At 70.5% G+C, this 16,100-nt stretch carries 19 protein-coding genes and 1 riboswitch; of the genes, 6 read left to right on the forward strand and 13 right to left on the reverse strand.

Annotated features, from left to right (window positions below; translation table 11 throughout):
• Positions 1 to 4 precede the first annotated feature (4 nt).
• The 6 genes from ACIQRL_RS24685 to ACIQRL_RS24710 all read right to left on the reverse strand — a co-directional run bounded on the left by ACIQRL_RS24685 (position 5) and on the right by ACIQRL_RS24710 (position 5,411).
• Positions 5 to 1,213, reverse strand: a complete 1,209-nt coding sequence (locus ACIQRL_RS24685) for an LLM class flavin-dependent oxidoreductase (protein ID WP_401335077.1) — start codon at positions 1,211 to 1,213, stop codon at positions 5 to 7.
• A 71-nt stretch (positions 1,214 to 1,284) separates the two neighbouring features.
• On the reverse strand, positions 1,285 to 1,401 hold the full coding sequence (locus ACIQRL_RS24690) for a putative leader peptide (protein WP_401335079.1): 117 nt from the start codon (positions 1,399 to 1,401) through the stop codon (positions 1,285 to 1,287).
• A gap of 110 nt (positions 1,402 to 1,511) precedes the next feature.
• Entirely contained in the window at positions 1,512 to 2,285 is a 774-nt protein-coding gene (locus ACIQRL_RS24695) for a GNAT family N-acetyltransferase (protein ID WP_401335081.1), read from the reverse strand.
• 91 nt (positions 2,286 to 2,376) lie between these two features.
• On the reverse strand, positions 2,377 to 3,402 hold the full coding sequence (locus ACIQRL_RS24700) for a transporter substrate-binding domain-containing protein (RefSeq protein WP_401335083.1): 1,026 nt from the start codon (positions 3,400 to 3,402) through the stop codon (positions 2,377 to 2,379).
• Between the two features lie 141 nt (positions 3,403 to 3,543).
• Positions 3,544 to 4,308: an amino acid ABC transporter ATP-binding protein gene (locus ACIQRL_RS24705; RefSeq protein ID WP_401335525.1), complete on the reverse strand. Its 765-nt coding sequence runs from the start codon at positions 4,306 to 4,308 to the stop codon at positions 3,544 to 3,546.
• 98 nt (positions 4,309 to 4,406) lie between these two features.
• The gene (locus ACIQRL_RS24710; protein ID WP_401335086.1) at positions 4,407 to 5,411 is read right to left on the reverse strand and encodes an amino acid ABC transporter permease; all 1,005 of its coding nucleotides are present in this window, start codon (positions 5,409 to 5,411) and stop codon (positions 4,407 to 4,409) included.
• A gap of 461 nt (positions 5,412 to 5,872) precedes the next feature.
• A riboswitch (SAM riboswitch) is annotated at positions 5,873 to 6,019 on the forward strand.
• On the opposite strand from ACIQRL_RS24710, the gene ACIQRL_RS24715 reads away from it, so the two are divergent.
• On the forward strand, positions 6,013 to 6,123 hold the full coding sequence (locus ACIQRL_RS24715) for a putative leader peptide (RefSeq protein WP_401335089.1): 111 nt from the start codon (positions 6,013 to 6,015) through the stop codon (positions 6,121 to 6,123). (Overlaps the previous riboswitch by 7 nt.)
• Before the next feature lie 113 nt (positions 6,124 to 6,236).
• Complete coding sequence (locus ACIQRL_RS24720) at positions 6,237 to 7,034, forward strand: glutathione S-transferase family protein (RefSeq protein ID WP_401335092.1); 798 nt, start codon at positions 6,237 to 6,239, stop codon at positions 7,032 to 7,034.
• A gap of 170 nt (positions 7,035 to 7,204) precedes the next feature.
• Here ACIQRL_RS24720 and ACIQRL_RS24725 read toward each other — a convergent pair whose 3' ends face one another.
• On the reverse strand, positions 7,205 to 7,495 hold the full coding sequence (locus ACIQRL_RS24725; RefSeq protein WP_401335095.1) for a hypothetical protein: 291 nt from the start codon (positions 7,493 to 7,495) through the stop codon (positions 7,205 to 7,207).
• 162 nt (positions 7,496 to 7,657) lie between these two features.
• Here ACIQRL_RS24725 and ACIQRL_RS24730 point away from each other — a divergent pair, with 162 nt between their 5' ends.
• The gene (locus ACIQRL_RS24730) at positions 7,658 to 9,079 is read left to right on the forward strand and encodes an MFS transporter (RefSeq protein ID WP_401335097.1); all 1,422 of its coding nucleotides are present in this window, start codon (positions 7,658 to 7,660) and stop codon (positions 9,077 to 9,079) included.
• 426 nt (positions 9,080 to 9,505) lie between these two features.
• On the opposite strand, the gene ACIQRL_RS24735 is transcribed toward ACIQRL_RS24730, so the two are convergent.
• Complete coding sequence (locus tag ACIQRL_RS24735; RefSeq protein ID WP_401335099.1) at positions 9,506 to 9,694, reverse strand: hypothetical protein; 189 nt, start codon at positions 9,692 to 9,694, stop codon at positions 9,506 to 9,508.
• A 10-nt stretch (positions 9,695 to 9,704) separates the two neighbouring features.
• On the opposite strand from ACIQRL_RS24735, the gene ACIQRL_RS24740 reads away from it, so the two are divergent.
• Positions 9,705 to 10,340, forward strand: a complete 636-nt coding sequence (locus ACIQRL_RS24740) for an expansin EXLX1 family cellulose-binding protein (protein ID WP_401335102.1) — start codon at positions 9,705 to 9,707, stop codon at positions 10,338 to 10,340.
• A gap of 72 nt (positions 10,341 to 10,412) precedes the next feature.
• Here the strand turns inward: ACIQRL_RS24740 and ACIQRL_RS24745 are convergent, their stop codons facing one another.
• The 5 genes from ACIQRL_RS24745 to ACIQRL_RS24765 form a co-directional block, all read right to left on the reverse strand.
• Positions 10,413 to 11,657, reverse strand: coding sequence for a PP2C family protein-serine/threonine phosphatase (locus ACIQRL_RS24745; protein WP_401335106.1), 1,245 nt, complete (start codon positions 11,655 to 11,657; stop codon positions 10,413 to 10,415).
• A 91-nt stretch (positions 11,658 to 11,748) separates the two neighbouring features.
• Positions 11,749 to 12,507 carry an IclR family transcriptional regulator gene (locus ACIQRL_RS24750; protein ID WP_401335108.1) on the reverse strand — a complete coding sequence of 253 codons (759 nt, stop codon included), beginning with the start codon at positions 12,505 to 12,507 and terminating at the stop codon, positions 11,749 to 11,751.
• Positions 12,508 to 12,726: 219 nt separating this feature from the next.
• Positions 12,727 to 13,185: a MarR family winged helix-turn-helix transcriptional regulator gene (locus ACIQRL_RS24755; RefSeq protein ID WP_401335111.1), complete on the reverse strand. Its 459-nt coding sequence runs from the start codon at positions 13,183 to 13,185 to the stop codon at positions 12,727 to 12,729.
• 61 nt (positions 13,186 to 13,246) lie between these two features.
• Positions 13,247 to 13,606, reverse strand: coding sequence for a DUF6204 family protein (locus tag ACIQRL_RS24760; RefSeq protein WP_401335114.1), 360 nt, complete (start codon positions 13,604 to 13,606; stop codon positions 13,247 to 13,249).
• Positions 13,607 to 13,721: 115 nt separating this feature from the next.
• Entirely contained in the window at positions 13,722 to 14,081 is a 360-nt protein-coding gene (locus ACIQRL_RS24765; RefSeq protein ID WP_401335116.1) for a hypothetical protein, read from the reverse strand.
• Between the two features lie 527 nt (positions 14,082 to 14,608).
• Between ACIQRL_RS24765 and sigK the strand changes: the two genes are divergently transcribed.
• Together sigK and ACIQRL_RS24775 are read left to right on the forward strand one after the other, a co-directional pair.
• The gene (gene sigK, locus ACIQRL_RS24770; RefSeq protein WP_401335119.1) at positions 14,609 to 15,202 is read left to right on the forward strand and encodes an ECF RNA polymerase sigma factor SigK; all 594 of its coding nucleotides are present in this window, start codon (positions 14,609 to 14,611) and stop codon (positions 15,200 to 15,202) included.
• A complete protein-coding gene (locus tag ACIQRL_RS24775; protein WP_401335121.1) occupies positions 15,202 to 15,948 on the forward strand; it encodes an anti-sigma factor domain-containing protein in 747 nt (248 codons plus the stop codon). Before sigK ends, ACIQRL_RS24775 begins: the two co-directional genes overlap by 1 nt.
• Positions 15,949 to 16,100: the final 152 nt, after the last annotated feature.

Here is a 16,100-nt window from a genome sequence, read left to right on the forward strand (position 1 = left end):
CGGCTCAGGCGGTCGTGGCGTAGCGGTTCGCGGGGCGGCCGAGCCCGAGGAGTCCGCGCAGGGTGTCGGCCTCGTAGGCGTTCCGGAAGACGTTCCGGCGCTGGAGTTCGGGCACGAGGCCGCGGGTGATCGCGGGAAGGTCGTGGCCCAGGACGGCGGGCCGCAGCCGGAAACCGGAGAGCCCCGCGGCCGACAGCTCCTGGAGGAGATCGGCGAGCTGGGAGGGTGTCCCGGCGAAGATGCGCGCGTCGCTGGTGTACGGCTCGCCGGCGAGCGCGTCGAGCCGCTCCCGGCGGGCCTCGGCTGCCCCCGGGACGTCGTCCAGGAAGACCACCAGGTCACCGAAGACGTGCACGGTGTCGCCGGTCCGGCCGGCCGCGTCCTGTTCGGCGCGGACCTCCTGGACGATGGAGCGGGCCTGGTCGGCGTCGTGCGGCGTGACGTAGCCGACGTCGGCGGACCTGGCCACCAGCCGGTACGGGATCGTCGCGTGGGCCAGGGCGGTGACGACCGGCTGGCCCTGCGGCGGCCGGGGAGTGATGGAGGGGCCCTTGACGCTGAAGCGGCTTCCCTCGAAGTCGATGTAGTGCAGCTTGTCGCGGTCGATGAAGCGGCCGGTCGCGACGTCCCGGATCTCGGCGTCGTCCTCCCAGCTGTCCCAGAGCCTGCGCACGACCTCGACGTAGTCGGCGGCCTCGTCGAAGTGGTCGGTCACCACTTCCTCTACGGCGGGGGTGTCGTAGTCCTCGAAACGGATCGGCGGGACCGTCCGGCGGCCGAAGTGCGCGGCCTCGTTCTGGCGTGCGCTGATCTGCACGCGCAGGCCCGCACGGCCCAGGCTCACATAGTCGAGAGTGGCGATCGCCTTGGATATGTGGAATGGCTCAGTGTGTGTGGCCACCACGGTCGGAACCACGCCTATGTGGTGGGTCAGCGGCGCGATCCGCGACGCGATGAGGACGGCGTCCAGGCGGCCGCGGACCTGGTCGGTGCGGCCGTCCGGTCCGTACAGCGAGGAGGACTGGAGGCCGAGTCCGTCCTCGATGGTCACGAAGTCGAGGAGACCGCGCTCGGCCTCGGCGACCAGGCCGGTCCAGTAGGCGGCGGTCAGCAGTTCGCGGGGGCGGGCCACGGGCTCGCGCCAGGCGGCCGGGTGCCAGCCCGCGCCGTCCAGCGCGACGGCGAGGTGCAGGGGTGTGGGTGACGAGGACACGGAGGTGCCTTCCTGATCGACCGTACGAGGAAGCCCGCCCCGGCAAGGGGGCGCGGCTGCGTGGGATCGGGTCAGGGGCGACAGAGCGCGCCGGCGACCCGCAGCAGATCGATGTGCGGCCGGCCGTACAGGTCCAGGCGGCGGGGCGGGAGCGGTCTCGGTACGCGGCGGCGGGACACGCGACGCATGTGCCTCACCTCCGCCCTTTCGGCCCCGTGCTCCCGGGTTCCTGGTCCGCCTGGCCTCGCGGGTGCCCGAAGGGGGCGCCGCACGGTCCTGGACAACCACAACCGCACGGCTATGCCCTTTCTTCCGGCTGCCCGGCTTCTTTTTGCCCCTCGTACGCGGCCTGCTCTCCACCGGGCGTGCGGACGAGCACGAACCGCGTGCGGCGGCGCAGGGTGAACCCGATCGACTCGTAGAGCCGGATCGCGTTCGCGTTGTCGGCGGCGGCGTGGAGGAAGGGAATGTCGCCGCGTTCCCTGATGCCCGCCGCGACGGCGCGGACGAGGCGTGTGGCCAGGCCCCGGCCGCGGTGGTCGGGATGGGTGCACACCGCGCTGATCTCCGTCCAGCCCGGCGGGCGCAGGCGTTCGCCGGCCAGGGCGATCAGGCGACCGCCCTCCCTGATGCCCAGGTACGTGCCGAGTTCGACGGTACGGGGCAGGAAGGGGCCCGGCCGGGTCAGGGCGATCAGGTCGAGGATCTCGGGCACGTCGGCGAGGCCGAGTCGTACCGCTTCGGGCGCGGGCTCGGAGTGCAGCGCGGTGGCGATCAACTGGACCCCGTCGCCGCCCTGTTCGATCGTCCAGCTCTCGGGCACGGTCTGGACGGCGGTGACCGGGGTGACCGCGCCCGGACCGACGAGTGCGGCCAGGTCGTCCCACGAACGGGGGTCGGTAGGGTCGGCCAGGGCGGCGAACGGGGACACGTCCGTGGGGTAGCGGGCGGCCCGGCCGACGCGCTCGGCGAGGTGGGCGTGCGGACCGGTCAGCGCGGCCCACGCCGCGTTGTCGAGGATGTGCGGTGCGGCCGGGCTCGGGGAGAGGGCGGGGTGGACGGTGGTGGACATGGCGGTGCGGGTTCTCCGTATCTGGAACGCGGCCGGACGCGCCCCGGGACTCCGCCGCGGCGCCGCGGAGTCCCTTGGGGTGGGCGCTGGTTCAGGAGTTGTCGAGCGGCAGGCCGGGCGGGTTGACCTGGGAGGTGTCGACGGCCTCGTTGGAGAGGTTCCAGGCGGCCAGCCACTTGGCGTACTGGCCGTTCTTGATCAGGTAGTTGATCGCGTCGGCGACCGGCTTGGCGAGCCCGCTGTCCTTCTTCGCGGTGGCCGCGATCAGGCCCTGGAGCGTCTCGCCCGCGCCGGAGAACTGGCCCGCGTTGCGCGTCGGGTTGGGGGTCTTGGCGTTCTGGGTGACGTGGTAGGCGATGGCGGGGTTGGGGCCGAAGGAGGCGTCGATCTTCCCGCTGGACAGGGCAAGGGCCGTGGCGTTGTTGTCCTGGTAGTACTTGACGGTGAGCTTCTTGCCCGCCTTGGCCAGCTTCGCCTTCCACTCCAGAAGGATCTTCTCCTGGTTGGTGCCTGCACCCACCGCGACGGTCTTGCCGGCCAGGGTCCGGTAGTCGCCGTCGAAACTCCACGTGTTCTTCTTCAGGACCTCGAAGGCGAGGTTGTCCTTCCGGTACGAGGCGAACTCGTACTTCGTTTTGCGCTCCTCGGTGTCGGTGACATTGGAGAAGGCGACGTCGACCTTGCCGCTGTCGACGCCCACGAACAGGTTCTCCCAGGTCGAGTTCTTCACCTCCGGCTTCAGCCCGAGGACGGCGGCGACCAGTTTGCCGAGGTCGGGTTCGGTACCCGTGATCGTCTTCTGGTCGGCTCCCACATAGTTCAACGGCGCCGATCCGGCTGGCAGGGCGCCGATGCCCACCACCAACGTGCCCTTCTTGGCCACGGACTTGGGCAGCTCGGCACTGATCGACTTCACCTCGGACACCTTCAACTCGGTCTCCTTGGCGGCGCCGTTGGAGAGTGCGCCGATGGTGACGGTTCCGGCGGAGTCGCTCCGCGTCCGGGTGGCCGCGTCGCTGTCTCCCCCGCACGCGGCGAGCCCGGCGGCGAGGGAGGCGACGGCCGCGGTGGCGGTGACGCCGCGAAGGATTCTGCTGTTCAGGGGGAGGGTGCGCATGGCTGTCCTTGTCGGGTGTGTGCGGTGAGGGTGTGGGGGCGCGGTCCCGGCGGGCCGCGAGATCGGGTGGACGGGCGTGACGGCGTACGGCGACCGGTGCTTCGCTGTTCGCCGGCGGGCTGTGGGCCAGAGGGCCTTGCTTCAGAGGACCTTGCTCAGGAAGTCCCTGGTCCGCTCCTGCTGTGGGTGGTCCAACACCTCTGCGGGCGAACCCTGTTCGACGATTCGGCCACCGTCCATGAAGACGACCCGGTCGGCGATCTCGCGGGCGAAGCCGATCTCGTGGGTGACGATGACGAGGGTGGTGCCGCTTCTGGCCAGATCCTTGATGACGGCGAGCACCTCACCGACCAGTTCGGGGTCGAGCGCCGAGGTCGGCTCGTCGAAGAGGATGACCCCGGGCCTCAGGGCGAGGGCGCGGGCGATGGCCACCCGCTGCTGCTGTCCGCCCGACAACTGCCTTGGATAGGCACTTGACTTGTCCGCCAGTCCCACCCGGGCGAGCAGATCACGGGCCAGCTGCTGGGCCTCGGGCCTGGACAGTTTCCCGGTCGCCACCGGAGCCGCGGCCACGTTGTCCAGCACGGTCAGGTGCGGGAAGAGATTGAAGTTCTGGAAGACGAACCCGATGCGGCTGCGCTGGTCCAGGATGACGCGCTCGCTCAGTTCCTTCAGGCGCTCGCCGTGCCTGCGGACGCCGATGAGCTCGCCGTTCAGGCTGACGTGGCCGATCTCGGGCTTCTCCAGGTGGTTGATGACCCGCAGGAGCGTGGACTTGCCGGAGCCGGAGGGTCCGAGGACGACCGTGACCTCTCCGGGCCGGACGGTCAACTCCACCCCGCTCAGGACCTGGTGGGAGCCGTACCACTTGTGCACGTCGTGCACCTCGACCGCGGCCGGCTGGATCCCGAGCGCTTCGATGGCCTCGGCCGCCGGAGCCGTCCCCGCCTCCTGGTCCGCCTGATCCGTCCTGTCCTTCACCGTCGTCTGACGCGCTTCGCCGGTCATATCGCCGTCTCCCTCCGGACCCGGGCACGCACGTCGCGCAGACCGTTCCGTACCTTCTGCAACGGGGTCGGCGGCAGGGTGCGCAGCGCGCCCCGCGAGTAGTACCGCTCGACGTAGAACTGGATGACGGACACGACGCTGGTGAGGATCAGATACCAGGCGGTGGCCACGAGGAGCAGCGGCACGATGTCGCCGGGGTACGTGCTGCCCATGCTCTGCACGGAGCCGAACAGGTCCAGCAGGGACACGTAGAAGACCAGTGAGGTGCCCTTGATCAGGCCGATCAGCTGGTTCACGTAGTTGGGGGTGATGGACCGCAGCGCCTGCGGGAAGACGATCTTGGCGAACTGGTACCGCTTCGGCAGGCCGAGCGCGGAGGCCGCTTCGTGCTGCCCCTGGTCGACGGAGAGGAGGCCACCGCGCACCACTTCGGAGGCGTACGCCGCTTCGTTCAGGCTGAGTCCGACGACGGCGACGGCCATGTCGGTGGCCAGATGGGACTCGTCGAAGGTGAAGAAGGCCGGCCCGAACGGAACGCCTACGCTCAACGTCCGGTACAGGGCACTGAAGTTGTACAGGAACAGCAGGACCACGATGAGGGGTACCGACCGGAACAGCCAGGTGTAGACCCAGCTCACCGCGCGGAGCACCGGACTCGGGGAGAGCCTGGCCAGCGCGAGCAGGATGCCGCCCAGCAGGCCCAACACCGCGCTGTAGGCCGCGACTTCGAGGGTGATGAGCAGTCCGTCGAGGATGGTCGGCCGCAGGAACCAGTACTGGAAGCGGTCCCACTGGTAGAAGGGGTTGGTGACCAGGCCGTGGGTGATCTGGGCGACCAGCACGAGCACGACGGCCGTGATGATCCAGCGGCCGGGACGCCGCAGCGGAAGGACCCGCTGGGCCGCGAGGGGCTTGGGCGCGGTGGGGACGTGGGGACGGGGGATCGCCTCGGCGGGCGGCGCTGATCCAGGGGACACAGCTATGCCCGGAGATTCACTCATGGAGAGCTCCAGCGGATTCGGACACCCCGGACCACGGCGAGCGGCAGCACGGCGCGGAGCCGGAACGGCTCGGCGCGAAAGACGCATGGGTGCACGTGGAACGGAGGCTGGACGGAGAAGAGACACACCGCGACAGCGGTGGTCGTCAGAGATTCGGAAGAAGAGCCGTCAGCCCTGGCAGTGGGAGCGACATGTGCCCGTACACAGCGCGCTGTTGACACGCAGCAGGTCCACGGAGCGGTCGGCGCAGAGCACATCGCGGCCGGGGCGCCGCCATGCGGCCGTCCCGTCAGCTGCGTGCATCGCCGTCACCATTTCTCTTCTCCGGCCCTGAGGCATCCCGTTGTCCGCCGCACGTTAGGCCCGCCCCGAAAAGAATGTCAATGCGGGTGACCACCAGGTGAGACCGCGTGGTCCGCCTTCTTGACGGCGCAACAGGTCGCACCGAGACTGGCGTGGACGGTCACGATTGTCAGCGCCCACGGCGCGGGTTCGCCCCCGCTCCTGTGGTCATCGGCCCCGGCCCGCTGACAGGCAACCCTTCCACCGCGACGGGGTGCCCCGGGTGACGACCGGGTCCCGCCGGTGCGGTGGGACAAGCGTGGTCTCGCGTCTCGCGAGCCCTGGAGCGGGGACCGGTGGGGAATTGCCCAGGAACGGTTTGACGAGGCGCCTGCACATCGATCTGTTGCGTGTCTCCAGCGCTTACTGATCCGTGACCGGTCCGTTCGATCCGGACCGGTGCGAACAAGCGCAGTCAATCCGCATTTCGGCCGCTGGTGCCCACAAGGCGGCGGTGGCTTCCTCGTTCCCCAAGGGAGAGTCATGCCCGAGACAGCTTCGCGCCCTTCCGGTTCAGCCAACTCGCGTCCCTGTGACCAGGTTTCGTTCCCCTCGGGCCTTCGCCCCGGCCTGAAGGCGGCGGCGACACCGTCCGAGCTCCCGCACAGCGTCCACAGCCGTATCGGCGTGGGCCTGGCCGGCGGCTTCTACCCGGCGCCGCACCGCTACGAGTTGTATCTGTCGGGGAGTTGTCCCCTCTCACTGCGCATCGCGATCACCCTCGACCTGCTCGGCCTGACGGACTCGGTCGCCACCACGATCCTGGCACACCCCGCCGGGACACCCGACGCCTTCGCCTCACTGCGCCGCGCCTACGAAGCCACCGAGCACCACTACGACGGACCGCTGACGGCACCCGCGCTGTGCGACCGCTGGAGCGGACGCATCGTCAGCAACCACACGCCCGACATCCTCCGCGATCTCGCCGGGCTGCTCTCCGGCCACACCACGGGCCGCCCTTCCACGCTGTGCCCGCCGGCCCTCACCGCTGACATCGAGGCCCTGCGCGACCTGCTGGACCGCGACGTCACCCCGTCCGCCCAGCCCTCGGACCTGTCGGCGGCCCTGGAGCTGCTGGACTGCCAACTCGCCACGCGGCCATACGTGTTGGGCGACGACCTGACGGCGGCGGACGTGGACGTGTGGGTGGCGCTCACCCAGCCGGGCCCAGCCGACATCCTTCGCCCGCATCCCCGGCTCCGGGACTACGTACGCCGTCTGGGCGACCACCCCGCCTTCCGGGGCGGGATCGACACGGCGCCCGTGGCGGCCGACGCCTGACCCCCGGCGGAATCGAGGGGAGGTCCCACTCGGCCCATCAGCCCGACCGGGTGTGCGGTCGTCGAAACGGTCAGCCGACATGTCGACGGCCGTCCTCCGGACGGTGGGGTGGGGTTCTCTCGTGGCGGGCCGAGCGGAGAACCGGACGCCGGGCCCGGCGTCCGGACCGTTCACTCGCGCGGAACCAGGACGATGCTCACGCCCTCCAGGGTCGAGGTCCACTGCCGGCCCTGGTCAAGGACCTCGCGCCCGGAGCCCAGGATCCGGTCCTGGATGATCAGCGCCGACGCGCGGAGCTCCTCCCACGGCTCCGGCACGTCGAAGGCGCGCCGGGACCGCTCGACGGAACCGACCAGAGCACGGCAGGCCGCTTCCACGTCGGCGACGTTCTGGCCGGCCGATCCGACGCCTTCGATCGACCACGTCATCCACAGGCGCCCCATGACCACACTCTGTCCCATCCCCTGATCCCCTGCATGCCCGCCGCGGAGAACGGCGGGCACGTGCCGGGACGTTCCGCCGGTCCGCCCCCGTCCACGTGCGGTCCGTGGACGTTCGGCGCACTCTATGAGCGTAGGAGCGCGGAACGCACCCCACACGTCCGGCGGCCAGAAGGAATGACGATGGCTGAATCAGGCCCGTCGAGACGGCCGTCGGTGGCACAGCGCCGGGTGCTCGCCCCACTCGCCCTCGCCCAGTTCATCTGCAGCTTCGCCGGCTCCAACATGAACGTGATGATCAACGACATCAGCGAGGACCTCGACACCACCGTTCAGGGCGTGCAGATCGCGATCACGCTCTTCCTGCTCGTCATGGCCGCGCTGATGATTCCCGGCGGCAAGCTGACGGACCGCTACGGCCGGAAACGCTGCTTCCTGGCCGGGCTCTCGGTGTACGGAGTGGGCGCCCTGCTGAGTGCCGCCGCCCCCGGTCTGGGCGTCCTCATCCTCGGCAACTCGATCCTCGAAGGCGTCGGAACCGCTCTTCTCATCCCGCCCGTCTACATCCTCACGACGCTCCTCTTCCAGGACATGACCTCCCGCGCCCGGGCCTTCGGCGTCGTCATGGCGCTGGGCGGCATCGGCGCGGCGGCGGGTCCCCTCATCGGCGGGCTCATCACCTCGTGGATCAGCTGGCGGGCGGCGTTCGTGTTCCAGGCCCTGGTCATCGCGCTGATCATCGTGCTGAGCCGGCACATCGAGGACCCGCTCCCGCCGGATCCGACACGCGAATTCGACACCGTCGGAGCCGTCCTCTCGGCCACCGGCCTCGTCCTCGTCGTCATGGGCATCCTGGCCGCCGACAACAACGTCTGGCTGATGACGGGCCTGCTCGTCCTGGGTGCGCTGACGCTGCTGTGGTTCTTCCGCTCCGTGCGGGCCCGTGAGGCGGCGGGCAAGGAACCGCTGCTCTCCACCAGCCTGTTCCGCGACCGCACGTCCAACCTCGGCCTCATCACCCAGAACATCCAATGGCTGCTGCTCATGGGATCCTCGTTCACCGTGGCCGCCTACCTCCAAGTGGTGCGCGGCTACGACGCCATCGCGACCGGCGTCATCTTCACCGCCGCCACCCTCGGTCTGCTCGCCACCTCCCTGGCCGCCGAACGTCTCGCCGAGCGCCGCCCCCAACGCACCCTGATCATCGTCGGCTTCGTCGTCACGATCGCGGGCGTGATCGTCCTGATCGCCATGGTCAACAGCTTCGCGAGCCCCTGGGCCTTCGCTCCCGGCCTCCTCCTGGTCGGACTGGGCCTGGGCGTGATGCTGACGCCGTCGGTGAACATCGTCCAGTCGAGTTTCCCCGAGGACCGGCAGGGCGAGATCTCCGGCCTGTCCCGCAGTGTGTCGAACCTCGGCTCCTCGCTCGGCACGGCCGTCGCCGGCACCATCCTCGTGGCCGGATTCACCACCCGTTCCTACGCCGCGGCCATGGTCACACTCGCTGTCCTCGGCCTCCTCGGACTCACGGCCGCGATCCTTCTTCCCAGGACCACCGTCATCACCCGCGACACGGTGGGCACCGGGGCACGAATCGACGGCTGATCCCCCGGACGAACGCCGAACCATCCCTACGGAAATGCGGCTCCGGCGTCCCGCGGTGCCGGGCCGGGCCCGGGGCCGACGGCGGATTCGGCGCATACGGTCGTCGTGACCCCGTCAACGCGTCTTCCGTAGTAGACATGACCCGCCCGCAACGGACAGGGGGCGGTCGTCATACGGGGGTGGCGCGGCCTTCGGCGATTCTCACCCTCCGGTCCAGCGGCGGCTGGACACGGGCGGCAACCTTTTCGGTTCCCGCGGCCACTGATGGACAGATCATCGGCTCGATCCTCGGAGACGGATACACATGAAGGCAACGAGGCAGGCCGCGCGGCGCCGCGGGCATCGGCTCAGACTGTTCGCCGTCGCCCCGATCGCGCTGATCGCGGTGGGCGCTCTCGTGTTCCTGGTCGTGGCGTTCCGCCCCGATCACAAAGCGAGCGCCGGGCCCACCACGGCCTCGGCCGTCGCCGGTTCCCGGGCGACCGCGACTCCTGCCCAGGGGACTGCGGCCGGATCGGCGTCCCCGACGGCGAAACGGTCGCCGAGCTCGACGGCTTCCGCGAGCGCGGCGGCCGACGGCACCACCGCACCGGCGCGACCGTCGGCTTCGAGCACGTCTCGCACCGTGCCGACGACGGCTTCGCTGGCGGGACGGATCCGCCCCGGGGTCGGCTACCGGGGAGTGGCCACCACCTACGACGCCGGAACGGGCGACGGCGCCTGTTCCTTCGGGCCGACCGACGACGTCCTGACCGCCGCGATGAACCACACCGACTACGAGACGTCCAAGGCGTGCGGGGCGTACGTCCTCGTCCGGGCGGCCGACGGCGCGACCGTCACCGTGCGGATCACCAATGAATGCCCGGTGGGCTGCGCGCCGGGGCAGCTCGACCTCAGCGCGCAGGCGTTCGCCCGGCTCGCGAACCCCTCGGCCGGGAAGATCCCGATCACATGGAAACTGCTCAGCCCCAGCACCTCCGACACGATCGCGGTCCGGTACAAGACCGGGTCCAGCCGTTGGTGGTGCGCGGTCCAGGTGATCGGCCACCGGAATCCGGTGGCCCGGCTCGAACTGCGCACCACCAGTGGGTGGCGGCAGTTGTCCCGTACCGACTACAACTACTTCCTCGCCGACGACGGCGGCGGATGTGGCGGCGCGATCAGGATCACCGACATCTACGGTGAACGCCTGACCGTCAACGGAATCGCGCTGCGACCCGACACCGTGCAAGCGACGCGGGTCCAGTTCGCCCGGCACTGACCCCGTTCGCCACGGCCTGTCGGCAGTCGCGCGCGGGGGCTCGGCGGATGCGAAGGCGACCGCTCCGAAGGGCTACTCCGCCACCCGGCCGCAGCCCACACCCGCTCCCGCGGCGGGCGGCCGGGGAGGGGAGGGGACGGTGACGGAGCCGCCGCCCGTAACGACCGCGGGCGACGGGTCGGACACGGCCGGCTTGCGCAACAGGAGCAGGGCCGCGTCGTCGTGCAGACGGCCGCCCACATGCGCCTGGAGCTCGGCGTCGAGCGCGGCGAGGGTGGACGCCGGCTCGTCGGACACATGCCGTGCCAGCCCTTCGGCGAGGGCGTAGAACTCGCGACCGTGGTCGCGGGCCTCGGTGACCCCGTCGGTGTAGAGCAGAAGCTGGTCACCGTCGGCCAGAGGCAGCACCTGAAGACTCGGCGACTCTCCCGTGAGGGCCCGCAGCCCCAGGGGCGGAGCGGGGTTCACGGGGTCGACCGACGCCACACTCCCGGACGCACGGACGTGCAACGGGGGCGCGTGTCCGCAGTTGACGACCTCCAGCCGGCCCGGCTCCGGATACCCGGCGACCACGGCGGTCACGAAGTCGTCGTACCCCAGGTTCCGCGCCAGGCTCCGCTCGATGCGGCCGACGACGGCGAGGAGGTCGGGCTCGTCGTAGGCGGCCTCGCGGAAGACACCGAGTACGAGCGCGGCCGTACCCACGGCAGGAAGCCCCTTGCCACGGACGTCACCGATGATCATCCTGACCCCGTACGGCGTGGGCACCAGCGCGTAGAGATCTCCGCCGATCCGTGCCTCCGCCGCGGCGGCGCTGTAGCGGACGGCCACCTGGAACGGTCCGACGCTCGACGGTATGGGCGCGAGCACGGCGTGCTGGGCCGCCTCGGCGACGGAGCGGACGGCCGCGAGGACCCGCTCCCGGCGCCAGCGCAGCGCGCTGGCCAGGGCGCTCGCCAGCGTGACGGCGGCCAGGGCGGACAGGACGGCCGCGAGCTCGCCGCCCGGGACACCGTCCCGGGTGCCGAGCATCGCGCTCAGCGCCGCGGCCAGAAGGCCGACACAGAGAACTCCGTACGGCCGGCTGGTGGTGGCAGCCAGCGCGGGTCCGGCGGCCAGCAGCGGCAGCCAGATCACCCCCGCTCCGCCGGCCAGGTCGACGAGCACGATGGCTGCGACGATCAGTAAAGGCAGCACCGGCGTGCCGAAGGCGAGGTGGGCGGCGCGCTTGCGGACCGCCGCCCACGAACCGACTCCTCGGTTCATGAACGTCCGTTCCGGCCAGTGCTCGCTACCGGGCTCTCGGGCCTGACTCATGTTTGTCCGCAGTCCTCACCTGGGTTCATCACTGAAATGTCCGATTGATACAGGAAAGACGTTCGAGGCGTCCGCCACAAGCACAGGGATTTCAGATAGTGAGCGACAGGCTTCTGGTCACCCGGTTTGCGGTCGGGATCAGTCGCGCCAGGACTTCCTCCAGCCGGGGCAACCGTTCGGCGGGGAGTGACACGCCGAGCGAGCCGAGCGTGTCCCCGCTGTAGACCGGTACGGCGACGCAGACCGTGCCGAGGGCGTACTCCTCCAGGTCCGTGACGGCCGGGGCGACGGGCGACGAGGCCAGGCGCCGCAACAGTTCCGGTCGGCTGGTGATGGTCCGCGGTGTGAGGTCGGCGAGGGTGTGCCGGGCGAGGTAGTCATTGCGGGCTTCCTCGTCCAGCGCGCGCAGTACGGACTTGCCCAGCGCGGTGGCGTGCCCCGCGTCCTCGAATCCGACCCAGAGGTCGACTCGGGGCGCCCGGGGCCCGTCGACGATCTCGGCGACCCTGATCTCGCCCTCCTCGTAGAAGGTGAGGTAGGCGGCGGACGCGAGTTCGTCACGCAGAGCGGCGAGCGTGGGACGGATCCGGCTGAGCAGCGCCTGCCCGCGGCCCTGGGTCCGCAGCGTCTGCATCTTGTCACCCAGGATGAAGCCACCGTCGTCAAGTTTGCGTATGTATCCGTCGTGGACGAGGGTCCGCAGCAGGTGGTAGGCGGTGGCGAGAGGCAGCTCGGTCTCGCGTGCCAGCTGTTTGGCGGGCGCGCCGTTCTCGTGCGCGCTCACCGCCTCCAGCAGGCGGAAGGCCCGCTGAACGGAGGTGATGAGCGTGGGCCCGTCGCGAGCTCCCATGCCCCCAGAGTGCGCCGAGCTCACGAGACAGGCAAGGCGTCACAGGCCCGGCCGCCGCGCCGACGCCCCCCACCTGGCGGCACGGCGTTCGTGGCCGCCTCGGAAGGACCGTGGCCTCGGAAGGAGCGCCACCTCGGAAGCGGACACCCACCGCGCGGGATGCCGGCCTCGATCGGATCGCCCCGTGGCAGCTCTGTCCGAGACCGGCAGCGGCACGGATCAGGAGCCGCCCGGCTCGCGCCGGGCCAGCCCCGTGCCGCCGAGACGGCCGAGGAGGCCGGCGAACTGTGCCGCCTCCTCCTTGGTCCACGGCGGCTCGGCGAAGATCTCCCCGGCGACCTGTTCGGCGGTGACGCGCATGTCCGCCAGCCGCTCGCGGCCGGTCTCCGTGAGCGCCGCGTAGGCGACCCGCGCGTCACGGGCGTCCGCGTCCCGCCTGACCAGGCCGATGCGCTCCAGGGGTACGAGACCCCGGGTGACGCCGGAGGCGGTCAGCCCGAGCGCCTCGGCCAGATCCACCCGGCGCATACGGTCGCCCGGGGCCTCGGACAGACGCAGCAGCAGCGTGAAGTCGGCCAGGCTCACCCCGTGCAGTCCGCCGAGGCTCGCGTCGAACCGCTTCACCAGGGCGGCCTGTGCCCTCACCAGGCGCAGTGCCGCGTCCAGTCCCCTGCTCATTGACACCTCCTTGACTACTCAAGCATATCCGGAACATGAGCGCCCCATGAAGCGCAAGGGATCAGGGGGCGGCCTGGGCGATGGCCCGCCGTTGCCGCTTGCCGAGGGGGGCCTGCGAGAGATCCTCGCCCTGGGATTTGAGCCGCTTGAAGCCGTAGCCGCGCTCGGACAGCCAGGCTGTCGCGGCGGCCTCGGCCCGTTCGACCGCCTCCAGGATGTCCTCCTCCGCCTCTCCCGAGTCCAGGAAGCGGAAGGTGAAGGCCGGCCGGGCGGCCACGTCGTAGCTGAGATGCCCCTCGGGGGTGAAGGATGCCTGCAGGACGTCATGCTCTGCCGCGCGGGCCAGCAGTTCGGCACGCTGGTCGGCGCTGAGCCCGTCGAAGACACCGCGAACGGTGATACGGAAAGTGCGTGTGGTCATCGGGCGAGCCTAACCAACGGCATCGGTCCTGTTCAACGCGTTTCCGGCGCGCCCAGAGTCAGGCGGACCGGGAGCGGGATGGCCGCACCCGGTCCTCACACCTCGACCGGAACGCTCAGTGCTGGTGGTCGTGCTGGCGGCAGTCCCAGTGGCCCTTGACCCACACGTGGTCCCAGTGGCCGGGAACGTAGACCCACTTCTGCATCCAGCCGTGGCTGTGATGGCCGTGGTGCCGGGTGTCCTGGTGGACCCACTTCTTGACCCAGTGTCCGGGCACCCACTTGTTCTCCCAGTGGCCCTTCTTCCACTCGCAGCGGTCGTGGTGACCGTGGTGGTCAGCGGTCGCCGACGGCGTGGGCGAAGGTGCCGTGGTCGCGGCGGCGGAACCGGACAGGCCGAGCGCGGCCCCGCCGGCCAGCAGGCCTGTCGCGGCCGCACCGGCGAGCAGGCGCCGGGCGCTCAAGCGTGTGGTCATCGGACTCACCTCCCTCGGAATGTGTTGGACGTGCACAACGGGAGCCGGTGTCACGGGAGTTCGCGCCGAGACTGTCGGTACGTTCCAAGGCCCTCGATGCGCGGGACATAAGGTATTCGGAGCGACGAAAGGTATGTATGAGGATAGACCTCAGTAAGTTTTCCCTACGAGTTTTCGGGAGAAGACGGACAGGTCCGGTCCTCGGGTGCCCAGAGCCTTGCCGAGCCTCATGGCCAGGCGCGCGCACATCGCGGCACGCTCGACTCGTACGAGGCACGGGGTGGCTACGAATACACGGTGTCGACGTACACGGTGTCGATGCCCGCCGCCTCCGCGGCCCGGTCCGCCGACACCGCCGGACGGCGCGGCCTCCGGCACGGTGACCTGCACCGTGAACCTGGGCACCTGGGCACCTGGGCACCTGGTCGGCGAACGGCCGCGCCGGGCTGCGGAGAAGACCGCAGCGACGGAGAGTCGAGCCGGGGCGGTTCAGGTGAGAAGGCGGCGACGGACGGATTCTGTGAGTGATGCCCAAGACCGGCCAGGACGGACACGGTTCGCGACAGCGCACCTCTGCGGACGCGTGGCTGGACGCCCGGCTCGAGCGAGCGGCGCAGGGCGACCACGACGCGTTCGCCGATGTCTACGACGCCCTCGCGCGGCCGGTCAAGGGCCTGATCTGCCGTGTGCTGCGGGACGAGGCGCAGGCCGAGGAGGTGACACAGGACGTGATGGTGGAGATCTGGCGGACCGCGGAACGCTATCGACCCGAACGCGGCACCGCCCGGGGATGGGTGCTCACGCTCGCGCACCGAAGGGCCGTGGACCGGGTGCGGTACGTCGAGGCCGGCACGGCGCGTGAACGGCGCAGCGCGCTGCTCGCGGAGGACCGGCCCTTCGACGAGGTGGCCGAGGCCGTGGAGCGGCACGAGGACCACCATCGCGTCCAGCGCTGCCTCGCCACCCTCGAGCGGCATCAGCGCGTACCGCTGGTGCTCGCCTACTACCAGGGCATGACCTATCTGGAGGTGGCCGCCTGTCTGGCCACTCCGGCGGGCACCGTGAAGTCCAGGATGCGTTCGGGGCTGCGCGTGCTCCGCAGGTGTCTGGAGGCCAGGTGATGAGCGGCGCCGAAGACCCGCACCAGCTCGTCGGGGCGTACGTACTGCACGCCCTGCCGGCGGCCGAGGAAGCGTCCTTCGAGAACCATCTGGCCGCCTGCGCCGACTGCCGGGACGAGGTGGCGGAACTGTCCGGGGTCACGCTGCGACTCGCCTCGGCGGAGGAGGCGGACCCCTCCCCCGAGCTGCGCCGACGCGTCCTCGACCGGATCGCCCACACCCGTCAGGAGCGCCTCCCGCACGGCGTTCGACGCGGCCTTCCGGTCCGTCAGCGGGCGCTGCGCCTGGCCCTGGCCGCGTGCCTGGCCCTGGCCGGTGCGCTCGGCGGCCTCGCCGCATGGCAGCACACGCAGGCGGACGAGGCGCGCGCCGAGGTCGCGGCCAGGAAGGCACAGGCCTCCGCGCTCGCCGACGTCCTCACCGCCCGGGACGCCACGATCAGCACGCGGAAGCTGGCCAACGGAGCCGACATCAGTGTGGTCGCCTCCCGTGCGCAGGGCCGGGCGGCCTTCATCGCCTCGGGCCTGCCCCGCCTCTCCCATGACCAGGTCTACGAACTCTGGTACGCCGCGAAGGCCGGCGGCCTTCGCCCGGCGGGCCTGGTCCCCGGCTCAGGCGGGGGACACGCGCAGTTGCTCCACGGATCCCTGGACGACGTCAGCGCCGTAGGCATCACGGCCGAACCGGCGGGTGGATCGCGACAGCCGACCAGCGCACCGCTCGGCATCGTCACCGTGCCGGCCTGATGCCTCCGGCGCCCGCCCTCACCTGTCACATGGAGCAACAAAACAGGATATTTACCTTTTGATGCGATTCACTCTTGATCATTCTATGCTGATGTGAGGGAGGGCTCGGGCGGCGGTCAACGGCCGGTCCTGGACCGGCGGGAAGTGGGCTT

The organism is Streptomyces sp. NPDC091209 (assembly GCF_044757755.1).
In the GTDB taxonomy this organism is placed as follows: domain Bacteria; phylum Actinomycetota; class Actinomycetes; order Streptomycetales; family Streptomycetaceae; genus Streptomyces.